19 protein-coding genes are annotated in these 18,274 nt (G+C 70.7%); 7 read left to right on the forward strand and 12 right to left on the reverse strand.

Annotated elements, in window-relative coordinates; translation table 11 throughout:
- The coding region (locus BMY97_RS48035) for a hypothetical protein (protein ID WP_218157021.1) at positions 1-216 on the reverse strand (216 nt) is incomplete at its 3' end.
- A 399-nt stretch (positions 217-615) separates the two neighbouring features.
- On the opposite strand from BMY97_RS48035, the gene rpsB reads away from it, so the two are divergent.
- The 5 genes from rpsB to BMY97_RS44365 all read left to right on the forward strand — a co-directional run bounded on the left by rpsB (position 616) and on the right by BMY97_RS44365 (position 4,852).
- Complete coding sequence (gene rpsB / locus BMY97_RS44345) at positions 616-1,539, forward strand: 30S ribosomal protein S2 (protein ID WP_091629525.1); 924 nt, start codon at positions 616-618, stop codon at positions 1,537-1,539.
- Between the two features lie 91 nt (positions 1,540-1,630).
- On the forward strand, positions 1,631-2,446 hold the full coding sequence (tsf, locus tag BMY97_RS44350) for a translation elongation factor Ts (protein WP_091629527.1): 816 nt from the start codon (positions 1,631-1,633) through the stop codon (positions 2,444-2,446).
- 138 nt (positions 2,447-2,584) lie between these two features.
- Complete coding sequence (gene pyrH / locus BMY97_RS44355) at positions 2,585-3,328, forward strand: UMP kinase (RefSeq protein WP_091629528.1); 744 nt, start codon at positions 2,585-2,587, stop codon at positions 3,326-3,328.
- 52 nt (positions 3,329-3,380) lie between these two features.
- Positions 3,381-3,938 (forward strand): ribosome recycling factor, encoded by a 558-nt coding sequence (gene frr, locus BMY97_RS44360; protein WP_091629530.1) that lies wholly within the window; start codon positions 3,381-3,383, stop codon positions 3,936-3,938.
- The gene (locus tag BMY97_RS44365; RefSeq protein ID WP_091629532.1) at positions 3,938-4,852 is read left to right on the forward strand and encodes a phosphatidate cytidylyltransferase; all 915 of its coding nucleotides are present in this window, start codon (positions 3,938-3,940) and stop codon (positions 4,850-4,852) included. The genes frr and BMY97_RS44365 overlap by 1 nt, the downstream gene beginning before the upstream one ends.
- A 46-nt stretch (positions 4,853-4,898) precedes the next feature.
- Here the strand turns inward: BMY97_RS44365 and BMY97_RS44370 are convergent, their stop codons facing one another.
- Entirely contained in the window at positions 4,899-5,741 is an 843-nt protein-coding gene (locus tag BMY97_RS44370) for a VOC family protein (RefSeq protein ID WP_091629534.1), read from the reverse strand.
- 118 nt (positions 5,742-5,859) lie between these two features.
- Here BMY97_RS44370 and BMY97_RS44375 point away from each other — a divergent pair, with 118 nt between their 5' ends.
- Positions 5,860-6,678 carry a class I SAM-dependent methyltransferase gene (locus tag BMY97_RS44375; protein WP_091629536.1) on the forward strand — a complete coding sequence of 273 codons (819 nt, stop codon included), beginning with the start codon at positions 5,860-5,862 and terminating at the stop codon, positions 6,676-6,678.
- On the opposite strand, the gene BMY97_RS44380 is transcribed toward BMY97_RS44375, so the two are convergent.
- The 10 genes from BMY97_RS44380 to BMY97_RS44425 form a co-directional block, all read right to left on the reverse strand.
- On the reverse strand, positions 6,612-7,262 hold the full coding sequence (locus BMY97_RS44380; RefSeq protein WP_091629538.1) for a PadR family transcriptional regulator: 651 nt from the start codon (positions 7,260-7,262) through the stop codon (positions 6,612-6,614). The two genes, BMY97_RS44375 and BMY97_RS44380, sit on opposite strands and share 67 nt — an antisense overlap.
- A 159-nt stretch (positions 7,263-7,421) precedes the next feature.
- On the reverse strand, positions 7,422-8,225 hold the full coding sequence (locus BMY97_RS44385) for a glycoside hydrolase family 16 protein (protein ID WP_091629540.1): 804 nt from the start codon (positions 8,223-8,225) through the stop codon (positions 7,422-7,424).
- 37 nt (positions 8,226-8,262) lie between these two features.
- Positions 8,263-8,454, reverse strand: a complete 192-nt coding sequence (locus BMY97_RS44390) for a hypothetical protein (protein WP_091629542.1) — start codon at positions 8,452-8,454, stop codon at positions 8,263-8,265.
- Complete coding sequence (locus BMY97_RS44395; RefSeq protein WP_091629544.1) at positions 8,451-8,999, reverse strand: acyltransferase; 549 nt, start codon at positions 8,997-8,999, stop codon at positions 8,451-8,453. Before BMY97_RS44395 ends, BMY97_RS44390 begins: the two co-directional genes overlap by 4 nt.
- A complete protein-coding gene (locus BMY97_RS44400) occupies positions 8,996-10,054 on the reverse strand; it encodes a polysaccharide pyruvyl transferase family protein (protein WP_091629546.1) in 1,059 nt (352 codons plus the stop codon). Before BMY97_RS44400 ends, BMY97_RS44395 begins: the two co-directional genes overlap by 4 nt.
- Positions 10,051-11,757, reverse strand: coding sequence for a hypothetical protein (locus tag BMY97_RS44405; RefSeq protein ID WP_091629547.1), 1,707 nt, complete (start codon positions 11,755-11,757; stop codon positions 10,051-10,053). Before BMY97_RS44405 ends, BMY97_RS44400 begins: the two co-directional genes overlap by 4 nt.
- Positions 11,754-13,007, reverse strand: coding sequence for a polysaccharide biosynthesis protein (locus BMY97_RS44410; RefSeq protein ID WP_091629550.1), 1,254 nt, complete (start codon positions 13,005-13,007; stop codon positions 11,754-11,756). Before BMY97_RS44410 ends, BMY97_RS44405 begins: the two co-directional genes overlap by 4 nt.
- Entirely contained in the window at positions 13,004-13,357 is a 354-nt protein-coding gene (locus tag BMY97_RS44415; RefSeq protein ID WP_091629552.1) for a hypothetical protein, read from the reverse strand. Before BMY97_RS44415 ends, BMY97_RS44410 begins: the two co-directional genes overlap by 4 nt.
- A complete protein-coding gene (locus BMY97_RS44420) occupies positions 13,354-15,369 on the reverse strand; it encodes a glycosyltransferase (protein WP_091629554.1) in 2,016 nt (671 codons plus the stop codon). Before BMY97_RS44420 ends, BMY97_RS44415 begins: the two co-directional genes overlap by 4 nt.
- A complete protein-coding gene (locus tag BMY97_RS44425; protein ID WP_091629555.1) occupies positions 15,366-16,145 on the reverse strand; it encodes a glycosyltransferase family 2 protein in 780 nt (259 codons plus the stop codon). The genes BMY97_RS44420 and BMY97_RS44425 overlap by 4 nt, the downstream gene beginning before the upstream one ends.
- A 1,017-nt stretch (positions 16,146-17,162) precedes the next feature.
- On the opposite strand from BMY97_RS44425, the gene rlmN reads away from it, so the two are divergent.
- A complete protein-coding gene (gene rlmN, locus BMY97_RS44430; RefSeq protein ID WP_091629557.1) occupies positions 17,163-18,269 on the forward strand; it encodes a dual-specificity RNA methyltransferase RlmN in 1,107 nt (368 codons plus the stop codon).
- Positions 18,270-18,274: the final 5 nt, after the last annotated feature.

Raw genomic sequence — 18,274 nt, forward strand, 5'->3', positions numbered from 1 at the left:
GCCACCGCTGCTGCTGCCGCAGCCACCGCTGCTGCTGCCGCAGCCACCGCTGCTGCTGCCGCAGCCACCGCTGCTGCTGCCGCAGCCACCGCTGCCGTCGGTGCTGCCGGTGCTGCCATTGCAGCCGCCGGGGTGGTGGCCGTCATGGGGGCGGTCACCACTGCGGAGAGTGGGGGCGGCCGGGTGGGCCGGTGGGGAACTGGGGGTCCTCGTCACGGGTTCCATCGTCGGGGAAGGGGGCGTCGGGAGGTGGCCGCCGAGGGGAGTTGTGCACAGGCGGGGGCAGTTGTGGACAACTCGGGCGGGGCCGGGCGCTGCCGGTGGGGGCGGCCCTGGTGGCAGGGGGTAGAATCTTTCCCGCAGTCCATTCGAATGGGCTGACTTCGCGTGCACGTGCGCGCATCCCCGGCCGGTTCCGTCTTGTTCGGAGGCCCGGACGGAGGGTCGCACGGTGCCCGGTGGTTCCCGGGGGTTCCTGATCGAACCCGTGGGGTCCGGGCTCCGGCACGGCACCAGGGCGAGCGGCCACCCGGCCGCGAGCGACAAACCGATCAGCGCGTCGGCGGCCGAAAACTCCGCGGGCGCGCGTGAGACAGAAAAGGTGTGATTCCGGCAATGGCCGTCGTCACCATGAAGCAGCTGCTTGACAGCGGCGTGCACTTCGGGCACCAGACCCGTCGGTGGAACCCGAAGATGAAGCGCTACATCTTCACCGAGCGCAATGGCATCTACATCATCGACCTGCAGCAGACGCTGACCTACATCGACCGTGCGTTCGAGTTCATCAAGGAAACCGTCGCGCACGGCGGCACGATCATGTTCGTCGGCACGAAGAAGCAGGCTCAGGAAGCCATCGCCAGCGAGGCCGCGCGCGTGGGCATGCCCTACGTCAACCAGCGCTGGCTCGGCGGCATGCTGACCAACTTCCAGACCGTGCACAAGCGTCTCCTCCGCCTCAAGGAGCTCGAGTCGCAGGAGCAGACCGGCGGCTTCGTCGGGCTGACCAAGCGCGAGATCCTGACGCTGACCCGCGAGAAGGACAAGCTCGAGAAGACCCTCGGCGGTATCCGCGACATGGCCAAGGTGCCTTCGATCGTGTGGATCGTCGACACGAAGAAGGAGCACATCGCCGTCGGCGAGGCTCGCAAGCTGAACATCCCGGTCGTCGCGATCCTGGACACCAACTGCGACCCGGACGAGGTCGACTACCCGATCCCGGGCAACGACGACGCGATCCGCTCCGCCGCGCTGCTGACCAAGGTCGTGGCCGAGGCCGCCGCCGCCGGTCTGATGGCCCGCTCCAGCCGTAACGGTGCGTCCGCCGACACGAAGCCGGAGCCGGGCGTCGCCACGGACGAGCCGCTGGCCGAGTGGGAGAAGGAGCTGCTCGCCGGCTCGGAGACCGCGACCGCCGACGCGACCGAGGCCGCTGCGGCGACCGAGGCGGCCACGGCGACCGAGGCCGCTGCCACCGAGGCCGCTGCCGCCGAGCAGCCGGCCGAGGCGCCCGCCGCCGAGCAGGCGACCGCCTCTTCCTGATGCAGCAAGGTGCCCGTGCGGCCGGTCCTCCCGACCGGCCGCACGGGCGCTGATCACCTCACACGTACCTGAAACGGACGGATTCAACACGATGGCGAACTACACCGCCGCTGACGTGAAGCGCCTGCGCGAGATGACCGGCGCCGGAATGATGGACTGCAAGAAGGCTCTCGAGGAGAACGACGGCGACTTCGAGAAGGCCGTCGAGTTCCTGCGCATCAAGGGCGCCAAGGACGTCGGCAAGCGCGCCGAGCGCGCGACGGCCGAGGGCCTGGTCGCCGGCGACGGTGGCGTGCTGATCGAGCTGGACTCCGAGACCGACTTCGTCGCGAAGAACGCCGACTTCCAGGAGCTCGCCGCGAAGATCGTCGAGGTCGCGAAGGGCCTGAAGACCAGCGACGTCGAGACGCTCAAGGCCGCCGAGCTGGACGGCAAGACCGTGATCGAGGTCGTGCAGGAGCTGTCGGCCCGCATCGGCGAGAAGCTCGAGCTCCGCCGCGTGGTCGCCTTCGAGGGCCAGACCACCTCGTACCTGCACCGTCGTGGCTCGGACCTGCCGCCCGCCGTCGGCGTGCTGGTCGAGTTCACCGGTGACGACGCCGACGCCGCCCGCGGTGCCGCCATGCAGGTCGCCGCGCTGCGCGCGAAGTACCTGACCCGCGAGGAGGTGCCGGCCGAGACGATCGAGAACGAGCGCCGCATCGCCGAGCAGACCGCCCGCGAAGAGGGTAAGCCGGAGCAGGCCCTGACCAAGATCGTCGAGGGCAAGGTCAACGCCTACTACAAGGACAACGTCCTGCTCGAGCAGCCTTCGGTCAAGGACAACAAGAAGACCGTCAAGGCCCTGCTCGACGCGGCCGGCGTGACCGTGACCCGGTTCGCCCGGTTCGAGGTCGGCCAGGCCTGAGCCAGGCACTGGGACTAGGTTCTGCCACTGTGCCCCGTCTCCGCGGTTCGGGGACGGGGCACAGTCGGGTCCACGAGGGCACGCCGCCCGCGCACTCCCTCCCGGGAAGGCGGCCATCGAACACAGGAGGCGACATACATGGGTGACCGCGTCGAGGGTGGCTACCGGCGGGTGCTGCTGAAACTGGGCGGCGAGATGTTCGGCGGCGGCTCGATCGGGGTCGACCCCGATGTGGTGCACTCGGTCGCCCAGCAGATCGCGGCGGTCGCGCGGACCGGCGTCCAGATCGCGGTGGTGATCGGCGGCGGCAACTATTTCCGCGGCGCGGAGCTGTCCCAGCGGGGGATGGACCGTGACCGCGCCGACTACATGGCCATGCTGGGCACCGTGATGAACTGCCTGGCGCTGCAGGACTTCCTGGAGAAGGAAGGGCTGCCCACGCGCGTGCAGACCGCCATCACGATGGGCCAGGTCGCCGAGCCGTACATCCCGCGCCGCGCCGAGCGGCACCTGGAGAAGGGCCGCGTGGTCATCTTCGGCGCCGGCGTCGGCATGCCGTACTTCTCCACCGACACGGCCGCCGCGCAGCGGGCGCTGGAGCTGGGCTGCGAGGTCGTGCTGATGGCGAAGGCCGTCGACGGCGTCTACACCGCCGACCCGAAGAGCGACCCGGACGCGAAGATGTTCCGCGAGATCACCCACCGCGAGGTGCTGGAGCGCAACCTCAAGGTCGCCGACGCGACGGCGTTCAGCCTCTGCATGGACAACAACATGCCGATCATCGTGTTCAATCTGCTCACCGAGGGGAACATCGCCCGCGCGGTCAGTGGTGAGAGGATCGGGACGCTGGTCAGCACCCCCGCTGACGGGCCGTCGGCGTAGACCTGCTGGGATCGCCCACAGGCTCCAACCATCACAACACCGGGAGTTAGCCGTGATCGACGAGACCCTCCTCGACGCCGAGGAGAAGATGGAAAAAGCGGTGTCCGTCGCGAAGGACGACCTGGCGTCCGTGCGGACCGGCCGGGCGAACCCGTCGATGTTCTCCGGCATCGTGGTCGAGTACTACGGCGCGATGACCCCGCTGAACCAGCTGGCCGGCGTCAACGTGCCCGAGGCGCGCATGGTGCTCATCAAGCCGTACGACCAGACCCAGCTGGGCGCCATCGAGAAGGCCATCCGCGAGTCGGACCTCGGTGTGAACCCGAGCAACGACGGCAACGTGATCCGCATCGTCATCCCGCAGCTCACCGAGGAGCGGCGCAAGGAGATGGTGAAGGTCGCCAAGAGCAAGGGCGAGGACGCCCGCGTGTCGATCCGCGGTGTCCGCCGCAAGGCGAAGGAAGAGCTGGACCGGATCGCCAAGGACGGCGAAGCGGGTGAGGACGAGGTCGCGCGCGCCGAGAAGGAGCTGCAGAACCTCACCGACACCTATGCCCACCAGGTCGACGAGCTGGTGAAACACAAGGAAGCCGAGCTGCTCGAGGTCTGATGAGCCAGGTGAGCGAGGAACGAGAAGAACGGGTGGAGCCCACCCCGCCGGAGCCGGTCGAGCCGCCTGCTCCGGCCGAGCGGAGGCAGCCGGAGCAGAAGGCCTCCAAGGCCGGCCGGAACCTGCCCGCGGCCATCGGCGTCGGCCTGGTGCTCGGCGCGGCGATCATCGTTTCCCTGCTCACCGTGCGGTTCCTGTTCATCGGGATCATCGCGATCGCGATCGGCGTCGGCACGTTCGAGTTCGCCGGGGTGCTGCGTCGCGTGGCGAACGTCCGGGTCGCGATGATCCCCGTGATCGTGGGCGGCCAGGCGATGATCTGGCTGGCGTGGCCGTTCGGCCGCGAAGGCGCGCTCACCGCGTTTGTGCTGACGGTGCTGGCCTGCCTGATCTGGCGGCTGCCCGGCGGCGCGGACGGTTATCTGCGAGACATCGCGGCGTCGGTGTTCGCGAGCGCGTACCTGCCGCTGTTCGGCGCGTTCGCCGCGATGCTGGTGCCGCCGCACGACGGCGTCGGCCGCGTGCTGACGTTCCTCATCGCCGTGGTCGCCTCCGACACCGGCGGCTACATCGCCGGCGTGCTGGGCGGCAAGCACCCGATGGCGCCGACCATCAGCCCGAAGAAGTCCTGGGAGGGCTTCGCCGGCTCCATGGTGGGCGGCATCGTCGCGGGGTCGCTGACGATCAGCCTGATGCTGCACGGCCAGGCCTGGCAGGGCGTGATCTTCGGCGTGGCGATCGTGCTCACCGCGACGCTCGGCGACCTGGTCGAGTCGCTGATCAAGCGCGACCTCGGCATCAAGGACATGGGCACGCTGCTGCCCGGCCACGGCGGCATCATGGACCGGCTGGACTCGCTGCTGCCCTCGGCCGTCGTCTCCTGGCTGCTGCTCTCGGCGTTCGTGCCGTCCTGACGGCGGCCCCGCGATCGCTTGTGCCGCAACAGGTTCGGCGGCGGGGTCAGTCGTCGTAGGGGTCGTCGACCTCGGCGCGGCCGACGTCGTCGAGTGTGCGCGAGTGGTCGATCACGGCGAACACCGCGCCGTCCGGGTCGGCGAGGATCGCCACGCGGCCGAACGGGGTGTCGTACGGCTGGACGACCACGGAGCCGCCGAGCATCAGCGCCTGGCCCGCCGTCGCGTCCGCGCCCCGCGCCGGGTCGACCCCGAAGTACACCATCCAGTGCGGGGGAGTGTCGCGCCCGTACTCCGCGCCCATCACGTAGCGGTAGAGCACCGGCGTGTGGTCGATGAGGTACTCGGCATAGTCGACGCTCTCGCCGTCGCCGATCTGGCGGCACGAATAGGTGAAAAGCTTGGTGTAGAAGTGGTCCGCGGCCACGCCGTCGTGGGTGTTGAGGTCCGCGCCGCTGAACGTGTTGGGCTGGTCGGTGGCGAATTCCCAGTCCTCGGGCGTTTCCCAGAACACCACGGGCGCGCCGCACGCGTCGGTGAGGTGCAGGATGTTGCCACGGCCCGGAATCGCCATCGGCCCGAGTGTCACCGTGCCGCCGAGGTGCTCCACCCATTCGGCCGCGCTGGCCGTGTGCGGCACCGAAATGTGCAGCGTCCACCCCGGTGCGCTACGGCTTCCGCGTTGGTACAGGCCGCTGGTGAGCGTTCCGCCCACCGAGGCGATCCAATAGCGCCCGGTCGGTGCGGCGGGGTCGCGGCGCACCCCGTATTCCCAGCCGAACAGGCCGGTGTAGAACTGCTTGGTCACCGCCTCGTCGAGGCAGGAGACCTCGACCCAGCAAGGAAGGCCGGCCGGCACCCGGGACGGACGGGCCGAGTCGAGCGACATGCTGCCTCCTCGTTGGACGAGGAAGAAAGTCTATGCGCTGTCGGTGATTTTTTCGCCGTGAGCAGTGAATCGTGAACATCACGGAACTGAAGTCGCCCGCTCGGCGTTGAACATATTCGTGCGATGGTTCCCCGGTTCCCGCTCGGCGGAGGTGCTGCCGAGCCCCAACATCTGGTACTACCAGCAGGCTTACGAGGTCGAGAACCGCGCGCAGGACGTCGAAGGCGAGATCTGGCGGGTGCTGCGGGAGGAGTGCGACTGGGCCGGTCGCGACGTGCTCGACCTCGGCTGCGGGGACGGGTTCCACCTGCCGTATTTCGCCCGCGACGCCCGCTCGGTGCTCGGCGTGGAACCGCACGCCCCGCTCGCGCGTGACGCGGCGAAGCGGGTGGCGGAACTGCCGGGCACCGAGGTCCGCCAGGGCCGCGCGCAGCGGCTTCCGGCGGAGGACGCGAGTGTCGATGTGGTGCACGCGCGCACCGCGTACTTCTTCGGCCCGGGCTGCGAGCCGGGGCTGCGAGAGGCGGAGCGGGTGCTGCGGCCGGGCGGGTCGATCCTGATCGTGGACCTCGACGTGACCAGCGAGCCGTACGGCGGGTGGATGCGTGCGGACCTGCCGCACTACGACCCGGTCGCGGTGGAGCGGTTCTTCGAAGCCCAGGGCTTCGGCTGCCGCCGGGTCGCGGCGCGCTGGCGGTTCGCCGACGCGGCCGCGATGGAGTCAGTGCTGAAAATCGAGTTCAGCGCGAAGACCGCGGAACGGGCCATCGCCGAGGTTCGCCGGCTGAACACCGGCGGCGGCGAGATGACGCTGCCGGTGGGCTATCGCGTGCACGCACGGGTCAAGCCCACCGGCCTCGTCGTGCCGGGTCACTCCGCGGATCCGGAGCCGTCTTCGCCGGCAGTGTCGTCTTCGACCTCGCCGAGGATCGTGTAGATCGAGCGGCGTGCCTCGTTGAGCACATCCACCACGCGGGCCTGCTGGCTCGCGCTGCCCGCCCGCATCACCTGCACGACCGCGGCCGCCAGCGTGGCGCCCGCCTTGCGCAGGTCGACCTCGACCGGGTCGACGTCTTCGGCGAAGTGCTCCCACGGGGGAGTGCCGGTCTGCTGCTCGGCGGCGGCGCGACCGGATTCGGTGAGCTCGAACAGCTTCTTGCCGTTCTCGTCCTTGCTCACGACCAGGTCCTCGTCGGCCAGCATCTGCAGGGTCGGGTAGATCGAGCCGGGGCTGGGCTTCCAGAAGCCGCCGCTGCGCTCGCCGATCTCGCGGATGATCTCGTACCCGTGCCGCGGCTGTTCCGCGAGCAGGGTGAGGATCGCCGCGCGGACGTCGCCGCGTCGGCCTCGACGCGGGCCGTGGCCTCGTCGTCCACCCGGGCCACCGTGGCCGCGGCGTCCGCCACGGCCGCCCATGGCGAAGTCGCCGAAGTCGCCGCGGCCCCAGGGACCGAAGGCCGGACGGCCGCGGTCACCGTGTTCGTCTTGCTGCCTACCGGCAAAGGGATGTTGTCGTCTCATGATGAGTGTTCCTTTCTCGAACGGTTGCGACACGTTCACGATATATCGTGAACGGTCGTTCGGCAACCCTCCCGTAGTGACCCTGCTCACCCCGCACGCGAAAACGCCCGCCACCCGGGGCCGGGTGGCGGGCGTCGCGGACAACCGTCCACAAAGGATTCAGGCGTACATGCGCACCCAGTCCACGTGCACGGTGACCCGGTCGGGCGTGGACGCGTCCGGCGCCGGGATCCAGCCGGGCGCGCCGAACGGGCCGGGCTCCTGCTGCATGACCAGGTGCATCGGCGTCTTCGGGATGCCGGGCTTCTTCGCACTGAAGCGCGTGTCGTACACGGTCTGGCCGTCGATCGAGTACTTGACGTAGGTGGGCTGCCAGTCGACCGCGTACACGTGCCATTGGGTGTAGTCGCCGGTGAGCTTGCCGCTGTCGCGCTGGCCGCCGGGCGGATTGCCCCAGTGGACCGACGAAAGCGCGGTGTTCTTCTTCGGCCGGGCGCTCTCGACGAGGTCCAGCTCGCCGTCCTGCGGCCAGCGGTTCGACTGCGGCCACAGCAGCATCGCGACGCCGTAACCCGTGCCGGGGTCGAACTTCGCCCGGACCATCCACAGCCCGTAGGTCCGGTCGCCGTCGCCGCGGCACCAGCACAGCGCGCCCGAGGTGTTGGCCTTGCCCGTGGGGTCCTTGCCGTGCCCGTTGATCCGCAGCTCGCCGTCGCCGACGCTGATCTCGCCCGGCTTCCACTGGGAGATGCCGTTCGACGACTTCGAGTCGTACGGCGACCACTTCGCCGTGTCCAGCGCGTGGCCGTTGAACTCCTCCGAAGCGAGCAGCTGCCGTCCCTGCGCCGTGCCGTCCACCTCCGTCTCCAGGCCCTGCGCCGAGACGACGCCGATCTGGATCCCGAGCAGCAGGCAGACCGAGGCCGCCAGCACGGCTGTCGTGCGTGTCTTGCTCTTCGTCATGAGCACCCGTCCGTTCTCGTCGCGAAACCGGTCTTCCCTACAGCTGGGCCAGCACTCTCGCCGCAAGCACGGCGACCAGCGCGACAACCGCCGCTCCCGCCCCGAAGTCGAAGCGCCGCAACGTCGGCCGTTCGACGGTGCCCAGCTCCGCGACCGCTGTGCGGGCCAGCACCAGCACGAGCAGCAGCCCGAACGCCGCGGCCGCGGCCCAGTCCAGCCCGTGGATCATCGGACCCCCGCCTGCACGCTCGAACGGACCAGCCGGGCGGGCACACCGGCGTAGACGCCCGGCTCGACGCAGTCGGCGGTCACCACCGCGCCCGCCGCGAGCACGACGTCGTCGGCGATCGTCACCCCCGGCAGGATCGTCACCCTGGCGCCGGCCCAGACCCGGTCGCCGACCCGGACGGGCAGGCCGACCGGGCGGCGGGAGATGCCGGCGGCGGTGGATTCGTGGTGCGAGGTGACCACCATCGTCTGCATACCGAGCTGGCAGTCGCGGCCGATCGAGACCTCGCCGACCAGTTCGAAGAAGCAGCCGGTGTTCACGAACGTCCCGGTGCCGACCGTGAGGTTCCGTGGCTGCCCCGCGATTTCGAGGCCGGGAAAGACATTCGGCGTGTGCACGGCCATGCCGCAGGCGCGGTAGATCAGCCACCGCAGCGGACGGGGCACGAGGTTGCTGCCGGCGACGACGTTCAGCAGCGTCCGCCGGGTCAGCAGCGCGAACTCGATCCGCAGCTCCCGCCCGACCCGCTTCGCCAGATCGTTCATCGAAGGCTCCCTGCGACCTCGGCGCCGGAGCGGATCCGCGCCAGCTCCGTGCGCAGCCGGACTCGCAACAGGTCCACTTCGCCCAGCAGCCGCGCCGATTCGACCGGACGCCGCGCGGCCAGCTCGTCGACGTGCTCGCGCAGGATCCGCGGCGTGACCTCGTCGGTGCGGACGGACCGCTCGGCCGTCCCGACGGAGGCGAGGAAGTCGGCGCACTTCGGCTGGTACTCCAGCCCGACCATCGGCACCGCCGCGGCCGCGGCCAGCACCAGCGCGTGCAGCCGTTCGGCCACGAGCACGGTGCAGTCGCCGATCGCGGCGAAGTAGTCAGGCACCGTGTACGCGGGACGGATTTCGGCCCGTTCGTCGGCGATGCCGGCCAGGCGCAGCGCCTCCTCCGCGAACCGCTGGTCCTTCGGGTTGATCACCAGGAACCGCACGCTCCAGCCGTCGGCCACGACCCCGCGTACGAGGTCGGCGACGGCGCGGATAACCCGATCATGATCGTGGCCCCACAGGTCGTCGCCGAAGCCGAGGTTGACGGCGAGCAGCTTGTCCCGTGGCGTGGCCGCTTCGGCCGGCTCGTGCAGCAGCGCCGGGTCGCCGACCACTTCCGCCTGTACGCCAACGGAATCCAGCAGGGCGGCCGAGCGCGGGCCGCGCACGGTGACCCGGTCGAACCGGCGGCACAGCCCGGGCCAGCGCGCCAGCTCACCCCCGGCGGAGAAGGAGTTCTTGCCCTGGAACGCGGGATCCTCGACCCCGATGCCGATCAGGTGCCACGGGCGGCGGCGGGCCAGCAGCAGCCCGGTGGCTTCCAGCAGCAGCCGCCAGTTGCGCCGTCCGACGACCGTGCCGCCGCCGACGAGCACGGCCCGGTCACCCGCGCCGCGCAGGCCGCCGCCGAGGACCCGGCGCGCGAACTCCTTGGGGTCGTGGGGAACGTGCCACGGCTCGACGGCGGGCAGCCGCGGCAGCAACGCGTCGGCGATCGCGTCGTCACCGAGGTTTCCGTGGCCGGTCCAGCCGACGTAGAGCAAGCGCGAATCGTTCATCGGGAACCTCCGGATTGGTGGACGAGCAGGACCGAGTCGCCGTCTCTCAGCTGCTCGCGGTATTCGCCGGACGAAACGAGCTGGGCGCGCACGGTTTCGGTCCACCCGGCGCGCAGGCCCAGCAGGGTCACGCCGTAGTTGTCCTGGGCCTGGTTGACGATGACGAAGTCGGGGCCGATCCGGCCGACGCACGAGCCCTCGCCGGCGCCGGGCGCACAGGTGCGTTCGAGCGAACCTTGTTTGACCGCACCGACTTGCGCCCAGTTCAGCGGGGCGTACGCGGTCAGCGAGGAGATCCGCTGACCGGGCCGGGCGAGCCGGTAAGCCTCGGAAACGACCGTCTGGTCGGACTTGCGGAAGGCGACGTAACCGTCGTTGCCGCCGCGCGCGCCGACCAGGAGCACGGCCGCCGCGCCGAGGACGACGACCAGCGCGACGGGCACGAGACGGCGTCCGCGGGTCGAGCGCAGCCACCGGTCGAGGCCGGCGCCGGCGAGCGTGCACAGCAGCGGGAGCGAGTACAAGTACGACCGCAGCAGCATTTCCCCGCCGTAGGACTGCAAAGCGACGAGCCCGGCGGGCACCACCGCGACCACGGCGAGCACCACCGGACGACGGCCCCGCGGCGTCCGCAGGCCCCACCAGCCGGCGGCGGCGAGCAGGCCGATCAGCGCGGTCAGGCCGAACCGGAAGCCGAGCACCGTCAGCCGTCCCGGATCGCCGCCGACCCGCTCCTGCACGTTCTGCTGCACGGAGCCGGACAGGTCGCCGATCCCGCCGGTCAGCACCTGGAGGTGGCCCACCCAGTAGTCGCTCGCGCCGACCACCAGCCAGGTCAGCGGGGCGAGGATCGCGACGGCGAGCAGCCACGGCACCTTCAGCCGCCGCGTCACGGTCAGCACCGCGAGGATCGCGGCGAACGCGAACGGCGTCACCTGGTGCGAGGGCGCGAGGGCGAGGATCAGCAGCACGAGCCCGCCGGACGCGAGCACGCGGCGTTTCGGATCGGCGTCGCCGCACAGCCAGCGGAACACCACGGCCAGCGCGCCCAGGTACAGCAGGAAAGCCAGGCCCTGCGGGGAAAAGTAGTCCTGCTCGACCCAGTTGACGCAGAGGAACGCCCACGCGGCCAGCCACGGCGCGCGGCTGCGGCCCAGCACCGCCGTGGCGACCGCGTGCACCCCGACGGCGGCCAGCCCGGTCAGCACGGGCGGCGCCCAGGCCAGCAACGCGGTGGTGCTGCTGATCCCGGCGAGCTTGGTCAGCCACGCGGCCGCGCCGAAGAAGGCGGGCCAGGAGAAGCGCGCGTCGAAGTTGTGCAGCACCGTGCCGTGGGTGCCGATGTAGTCGGTCCACCCGGCGTGCAGCCAGGCGACCGGGAGCCGCGCGACGGGCTCGGTCAGCGGGGGCAGGCCGTACATGCCCAGCACGGCCAGCACCACGGCGATCACGAGCAGCCAGGTGCGCGGCCGGTCCGAACGCACTTCCAGGATGAACGCCGCGGTCAGCACCACCAGCGCCACCAGCACGGCGGGCGGCAGCGCCCCGATCAGCCCGAACGACCCGAGCGCGCTGGGGTCGACCGGCTTGAGGAACAGCACTTGCAGCAAAACGGCCACCACGCACAACGCCGGGGTGAGCCAGCCGCGCCGGCTCGCCGCGGGCGCAGGTGCTTCGACCGGCTTCGTCAGCACCAGGCTCATCGGCCCGCCTCGCGCAGCCGCCGGACCAGCGAGGGCACGACCAGCGCGCCGACGAGGACCTGGGCCACCACGAACCCGAGCGCCGGGCCCGGCAGGTGCAGCCCGGTGGGCACCAGCAGCACCCCGCCCACGACCAGCGCCGTGCCGGACAGCTGGATCCGCGCCGCGCCCAACCCGTCGCCGTCCATCAGCCGGACCGCGACGCCGAGCGCGACGACCGTCCGGGCCACCAGCCCGGCGAGCAGGATGCGCAACGCGATGCTCCCTTCTTCGGCGTAACCCGGGCCGAACAGCCCGAGCAGCAGCGGCGCCAGCGCGATGCCGGCGACCGCGCCCGATCCCACGAGCAGCCCCAGCCGTTTGCCGACGGCGCGCAGGATCGCGGGGCGCGCCTCCGGGTCGCCGGAGCCGCGCAGGACCATCGAGTTCACGAACCCGTTGATCGCGTAGTCGGTCGCGGTGAGTCCGTTCCACACCACGAAGAACACCGCTCCGCTCGCGGGCCCGAAGCGGGCGGTCACGATCAGCGGCACGACGTTGTAGAGCACCGTCGTGCCGATCGTGGCCAGATAGGTCGGGCCGAGGAACGACACCACGGTGCGGCGGTCCGGCAGGTCCGCCGGGACCGGCTCGGCCCGTTTCCGGCGCGCCAGCAAGGTGATCAGCACACCCGCGATCGCCGCGCAGACGACGGTCGGTGCCGCCCAGGAGGCCAGCACCCCGACCGCGCCCAGCGCCGCGCCGAGCACCGGCAGCACCGCGACCCGGACCAGCCCGAAGGCGCCGTTGAACAGCGGCACCCACCAGACCCGCCCGAGCCCGGCGAGCACGTAGTCCTGGAGCTGGAACAGCGCCCAGCACACACTGGCCACCACGAACAGCAGCGCCAGCATCCCCGGCGCGGCGGCCCGCCCGACCGGCAGCAGCACGAAGACCACCCCGCCGACGGCCGCGGCCAAGCCGACCAGGAGGTAACCGCGGCCGACCAGCCAGCCGGTCCGCCCGCCCGCGCCGGGCAGCCAGCGCAGCAGCCCGAGTCCGACGTTGAGCTGCGCGATCCCGGCGATGAGCACGAACCCGGAGACGAAGCTGGCCGCCCGGCCGACGGCCTCCTGCGGCAGCGTGCCCGCGGCCACCACCCAGCAGACCAGCCCGGCGACGCCGGTGATCACCGCGCTCAGCGAAAGCGCCATGCCCGCGCCGAGCGCGCGGCGTTCGCTGCCGGACCGCGCCGGTGCGGCCGTCGTCATGCGTGACCTCCTGCCGCGCGCCGGGCCGTGACCAGGTGGAACCCGAGCAGCACCGCGCACACGACGAGCGCGAACACCGAAGCGAGCGCCGGGCGCCACGTGGTCAGGAGCATCAGCTGCGCGCCGAGCAGGTCGATCGCGACGCTGGCGGCGATGACCAGCGCCCAGGTGAGCGACGACGAGCCCGGCCGGAAGAAGGTGACCACGGACCAGCCCGGGACGAGGAACAGGAACAGCAGCGTGACCACCACGCGCACCGGGCCCTGGAGGTCCAGCACGGCGAACGCCGCGGTTATCGCGGTCACCGCCAGCAGTGCGGCGGTGACGGCGGTGGTGATCCGGGCCGTCACCTGGTCCGCTCCCGCAGGAGCGCCAACGGGCCGGACAGCGTGCCGCGCACCTGGGCGGCGACCAGCCGCCGGGGGAAACCGGGGGACGGTTCCGTGCTGTCTCCGGGACGGCGGCCGAGCAGCGCCGGCAGCCCGCGCGGCACCGCGGTCACCAGCTCACGGAGGCCGCCGCGGCGTCGAGCGTGCAGCAGGTACAGCGCGGCCAGACCGGTGCCGTAGCCACGCAATTGCCGCAGCAGCTCGGCTTCCGTCGCCCGGTGCTCGTGCCGCACCACGGCGTGCGGGGTGTAGACGATCCGCCCGCCCGACCGCACGAGCCGCAGGTACAGGTCGAGGTCTTCGCCCGAGCGCGTGCGCCGCCCGGGGCCGAGCCGTTCGTCGAAGCCGTCCAGCTCCAGGAACGCTTCGCGGGACCACGCCATGTTGTTGCCCGAGCCGAAGCGGCCGGGGGAGAGCAGGTTCCGCGGGTCCTCGGTGAAGGCCTGCCGCCGGTAGCCCTTGCCGAAGCCGCCGAACGCCTCGAACCACACTTGCGCGGGCGTGTCCAGGCACAGCGGCGCGACGAGGCCGGTCACGCAGGAGGTGCCGGGCTGGGCGAGCTCGGCGACCAGCTCGGCCGGCCAGCCCGCGTCGACCACCGTGTCGTCGTCGGTGAAGGCCAGCACCTCGCCGGTCGCCTCGCGGGCGCCGAGGTTGCGGGCCCGGCTCGCGCTGGGCACCGGCTCGTGCAGGCAGCGCACGCGGTCGTCGGACGCGGCGAGCGCCAGGAGTTCTTCCCTCGGCCCGTCGGGAATGTTGTCGACGATCAGCACTTCGAGGTCGGGGTAACCGGTCGCCAGCACACTCGCCACGCACCGCCGTACGTCCGAGGGCTTGCCCGCGGTGGCGAGGACGACGCTCACCCGCGGCTGCACCGAGGGACGCGGCGGCCGGTCCCGCACCTGGTCCGCCAGCTTGGCGGCGAGCGCGCCGACCTCCTCGCTGCGGCGGGCGGCACCGAGCACGACTCCGCCGGCCCGGACGAGCACGTCCGCCTCGCCGTCCCAAGAGGTTTCGCCGTTCTCGATGTCCACTGTGTACGCCGGGATCGAGTCCGCCACGGGCGCCGGCTTGCGGGCCAGGCCGCGCAGGTACCCGGCGCCGGCCGCCGCGGTCGACACGAAAATCCCGCCCGCGCCCGCGGGATTGCCCGCGCGCAGCTCACGCAGTACCGCCTTCGGCAGCACCGAACGCAGGTACGAGCGCTCCGTCGACAACGCGTCCTGCGCGCCGACGAGCCGGGAGACGGCCGCTTTGGACAGTCCCTCGGCCCAGCTGCGCTGCCGGACGTAACGCCGTCGCGTGCGGTCCGCGGACACGCGGTGCCGGACGGTCGCGGCCGGCTGCAGGATCACCTTGGCGCCCGGAACCCGTTGCCGCAGCCGGATGCAGAGCTCGGTCTCCTCACAGCCCAGCGGCAGCTCCGCCGTCCTCCCGACGCTCTCGGCGAACCCGCCGAGCCGTTCCAGGTGCTCGCGGCGGAACGACATCGCGCAGCCCATGATGTTGCGCACCTCGGCCACTTCGACGGGCTGGCCGGTGTAGGCGCAGCCCACGATCCAGTACAGCTCCGGGGGCAGCCACGGCGGCGCGGAGCCCTCCGGCCACGCCGGGATCGCCCGTCCGCCGACCGCGCCGACGTCGGGATCCTCGTACGGGGCCAGCAGGTCCGCGAGCCAGCCCGGGTCGGCCGCCGCGTCGTCGTCCAGGAACGCGACGATTTCCCCTTTGGCCGCAAGGTATCCCGTGTTGCGGGCGCCGGAAAGACCGGTCGTCCGATCGTTGCCGATCACCCGGACCGAGTCGCTCGTGAACGCCTCGGTCGCCCGTTGCAACAGCGCGGTGTTGTGGTCGGCCACCACGATCAGCTCGGCCGGGGCAAGCGTCTGCCCGGCCACCGAGTCGACCGACGCGACCAGGTCGTCCCAGCGATCCTCGGTATAGCAGCAAATCACCACGGAAACCTCGGTCATGACTCCACCACGGTGTCCGGGCCGGGCAGCGCGCGCTCACGCTCCCGCCGCCCGGCCCGCCACGAACGGCCGTACTCCCGCAGGATCACGCGCAGCATGCGGATCCCGTCGCGGAAGGTGTCGAGGTTGCTGGTGCCGAACATCCGGTCGCGCTCGAAGCTGGGCACCTCGCGGATCTTCATCCCGGCCAAGGCGATGCGGCAGTTGATCAGGGTCTCGACCTCGAACCCGTCACCCCACTGCCGGCCCGATTCGCGGCCCAGCTCGGTCGGCGGCAGCCCGAAGGCCGGGATGATGTCCGACCAGAACGCGTTGTAGCCGTAACAGAGATCGGTGAACCTGGTGCGCAGCAGCAGGTTCGTGAAGCCGTTCAACAGCGCGTTGCCGGCTTTGCGGAGCCGGGTGATGTCGTCGCTGCCGCCGCCGGAGGTGAACCGGCTGCCCTTCGCGAAGTCCGCGCCGGCCACCAGGGTCTTGGCGAACAGCGGGATCTCCTCGGGCGCCGCGGAACCGTCGGCGTCGAACATCACGACGACGTCCCCGGTCACCCGCGCGAACCCGCAGGCGAGCGCGTTTCCTTTGCCACCACGGGTTTGCGTGACCACCTCGATGTCGGGCAGGCACCGTTTCGCGACTTCGACCGAGTCGTCCACCGAGCGGCCGTCGACCAGGATCACCTGATGGACCTCGGGCAGGCTCGGCAGCACCACCTCGAGGTTCCTCGCCTCGTTGAGCACGGGTATGACCAGGGAAATACGGGGATCGGGGGAGCGCATGGCCACCTTTCACAGGTGTCGGAGCCGCATCGCCGGTTCGCCGGCGGCGGCGCTGGCATCGGAAACGGTCGAAACGGGTGGCGGCGGTGGTCTCGGGGTCCGAAACCGCATGCAGACACGACGAATCGCCTGGTGTGCACGGAATGACCGGGTGCCAGGCGATCGCGTCGCCGGACCGGTCGCCGGTCCGATCGGCTACACTGGCGGTCGGTTGGATGAGCACAGTCATGCGGCAAGGAGCGGGCACGGCGAATGACCGACGAGCACATCTGTGTGTGTGGGCACAGCGAAGCGGCTCATCGCCATTTCCGGTCCGGTACTGATTGCGGCAGCTGTGGCGCGCAGCGGTGCTCCCGCTTCAAGCGGGACAAGCGCGCGGAGTCGCCGAAGCCGGCGGAAAGCCTTCCAGAGCCGGAGAACGGCCGGCTGTGACCTGATCAGGCGAGGTGCGGTCTTCGAGCGCCTCTGCCGGCTCCCAGGGATCCCTGCTGGCTACGCGTGACCGGGGGGCGGGGGTCTGTGTGACACATAAACAGTCCGAACGGTTGTCGGGTGATCTTTTGTCAACTCTGCGTGAGGCCGAGAATCACAGGTCACCCGGACGTTGTCAATGACTCAAGGCGCCATTACCCGACGATGGTCTAAACCTTCTGGCGAGGGTCTTGCCAGGGGTGGAGTGGATCATCCATACTTTGTTGTTGACCACAACGAAATGACTTAACCTACTGGTCAGTCGCTAGTTCGCCCGGTTCCGCGGGGTGGCGCCGGCGTCGCCCGGCTGCCGCGGCCGGGTCCCGGGCGGTGACACCGCGGGGCCGCTCGTACCCGTCGCGAGTGTGCGGGTTTAACCAGTGTTTCCCGGCGTATTAACATGATTGTCCACGATTCGGCGCGGTATCACCGGGTGGTCCCGCGGCTCGCTCACCGTGGTCGTCCCGGGGCGGGAAGTGACGACCCGCACACAGTCGAGTGGGTGCTGATCGTCGTATGCGGTTGGCATGGGACACTGGATCTGCTATGAGTGCCCTCCCTCTTGTCTTCGACGCGCCCAAGCGCGGCCTGCCGCCGCGCCACCTCGCCGACCTCTCGTCCGCCGAGCGTGCCGAGGCCGTGACCGCGCTCGGTGAGAAACCGTTCCGCGCCAAGCAGTTGTCGAACCACTACTTCTCCCGCCTGACCGTCGACCCGGCGGAGATGACGGACATCCCGGCCGCGTCGCGCGAGCGTCTGGTCGCCGACTTGATGCCGACGCTGCTGACGGAGGTCCGGGCCCTGGCCGCGGACGACGGCACCACCCGCAAGACCCTCTGGCGCGCGCACGACGGCACTCTGCTCGAGAGCGTGCTCATGCGTTACCCGGACCGGGCCACGCTGTGCATCTCGAGCCAGGCCGGCTGCGGCATGGCCTGCCCGTTCTGCGCGACGGGGCAGGGCGGCCTCGACCGCAACCTCTCGACGGCCGAGATCGTGGACCAGGTCCGCTCCGCCGCCGCCGTGATGCGCGACGGCACCATGCCCGGCGGCCCCGGCCGCCTGTCGAACATCGTCTTCATGGGCATGGGCGAGCCGCTGGCGAACTACAAGCGCGTGGTGGCGGCGGTGCGCCGGATCACGGATCCTTCTCCGGCCGGTCTGGGGATCGGCCAGCGTTCGGTGACGGTGTCGACGGTGGGTCTGGCCCCGGCGATCCAGAAGCTGGCGGACGAGAAGATGCAGGTGCGGCTGGCGGTTTCGCTGCACACGCCGGATGACGAGTTGCGCGACACACTGGTGCCGGTGAACGAGCGGTGGTCGGTGGACGAGGTTCTGTCGGCTGCGCGGTATTACGCGGACACGTCGGGTCGGCGGGTGTCCATTGAGTACGCGTTGATCCGGGACATCAACGATCAGCCGTGGCGGGCGGAGTTGCTGGCGAAGCGGCTGCGTAAGCATTTGGGTCAGTTGGTGCATGTGAACGTGATTCCGCTGAATCCGACGCCGGGTAGCAAGTGGGACGCGTCGCCGAAGCCGGTGGAGCGTGAGTTCGTACGTCTGGTGAACGCGGGCGGTGTCGCGTGCACGGTGCGCGACACCCGTGGTCAGGAGATCGCTGCGGCTTGTGGTCAGCTTGCCGCTGAAGGCTGAGTTTT

Origin of the sequence: Amycolatopsis saalfeldensis (assembly GCF_900110575.1) — a bacterium.
GTDB classification, from domain to species: domain Bacteria; phylum Actinomycetota; class Actinomycetes; order Mycobacteriales; family Pseudonocardiaceae; genus Amycolatopsis; species Amycolatopsis saalfeldensis.